A 1,059-nucleotide genomic window follows, 5' to 3' on the forward strand; every position below is an offset into this window, starting at 1 on the left:
AGCCGGCCGTCGCCGAGGAACCGCTCGAGGCCCTCGCGATGGTTCAGCGCGTAGCGGATCTTCTCCGCCGTCGGCGCGCGTCCCGGCAGGCGCGCCAGCTGCGCCTCGAGCCAGCCGAACAACGCTTCGACCAGCGGCTTGCTGCGCGCCTGTCGCGCTTCCCGGCGGACATCCCCCTCCGTGCCAATGATGCTGAGACAAACACCCGCCGGGATTTTAGACTTGAGGGCACGGAAGGATCACCTCGCTGATGCCAATGCTCCCGACCATGAACGAAGCCGGACCCTTCGGCAATCTCGTCGCGTCGTCACCAGCAGCGCGCATCGTGACGACGATTCTACGCAGGCGCGCCCGGCTTGGGTATCTCTCGCAGCGCCTGCACGCGACGCCAGTCGATGCCATCGAACAGCGCGGCGAACTCCACCGGCGTCAGGCGCAGCACGCCATCCACCACAGGCGGCCAGCGGAACGCGTCGCCCTCCAGCTGCTTCCAGATCAGCACCAGGCCGCTGCCATCCCAGAGGAGGATTTTCGCCCGGTCCGCGCGGCGCGAGCGGAATACCAGCACCGCGCCGGAGAAGGGATCCTCCTGCAGCACCTCCGCCGCCAGCGCCGCCAAGCCATGTGCGCCCTTCCTGAAGTCCACGGGCCGCGTCGCCAGCAGGATCCGAACCCCCGATGGCAGCGCGATCATGCCGCCGACGCCCGGATCGCGCGCAGCACCATGGTCAGCAGCGCCGCATCCGTGCCGGGCGCGACGCGCAGTTCCGCACCTGCCAGCCTCACCTCGATCCTCGCCCCCGAGCGACACGCCGGCGCCGCGGGATCCGACGCGGGGAGCTGCGCCATCGGCACGATCGGTACGAAGGCCGGCTCCGCCGGCGCCATGGTCGCCGCCAGCGCCCTGCGCGCCTGGCGCCGCCAGTCGAACACCTGCTGCGGCGTGACCTGCCACCGACGGGCAATCTCACTCACCACCACGCCCGGCTGCGCCGCCTCGGCGACAATCCGCGCCTTGTCGTCATCCGACCATGTCCGCCGCCGACCAGGCCCCGTCAG

General features: G+C 70.7%; 3 protein-coding genes. All 3 read right to left on the reverse strand.

The genetic code is table 11. The annotated features are described in order from the left end of the window. A partial coding sequence (locus C8P66_RS23710; RefSeq protein WP_146423054.1) for an IS66 family transposase occupies positions 1-215 on the reverse strand: 215 nt, incomplete at its 3' end. Positions 216-337: 122 nt separating this feature from the next. Beyond that, positions 338-694 carry an IS66 family insertion sequence element accessory protein TnpB gene (gene tnpB / locus C8P66_RS23420; RefSeq protein WP_111400678.1) on the reverse strand — a complete coding sequence of 119 codons (357 nt, stop codon included), beginning with the start codon at positions 692-694 and terminating at the stop codon, positions 338-340. Further along, positions 691-1,059 (reverse strand): IS66-like element accessory protein TnpA (gene tnpA, locus C8P66_RS23425; protein WP_158537373.1); only part of this gene is annotated, 369 nt, incomplete at its 5' end. The genes tnpA and tnpB, both read right to left, overlap by 4 nt.

It is taken from the genome of Humitalea rosea, assembly GCF_003253705.1.
GTDB classification, from domain to species: domain Bacteria; phylum Pseudomonadota; class Alphaproteobacteria; order Acetobacterales; family Acetobacteraceae; genus Humitalea; species Humitalea rosea.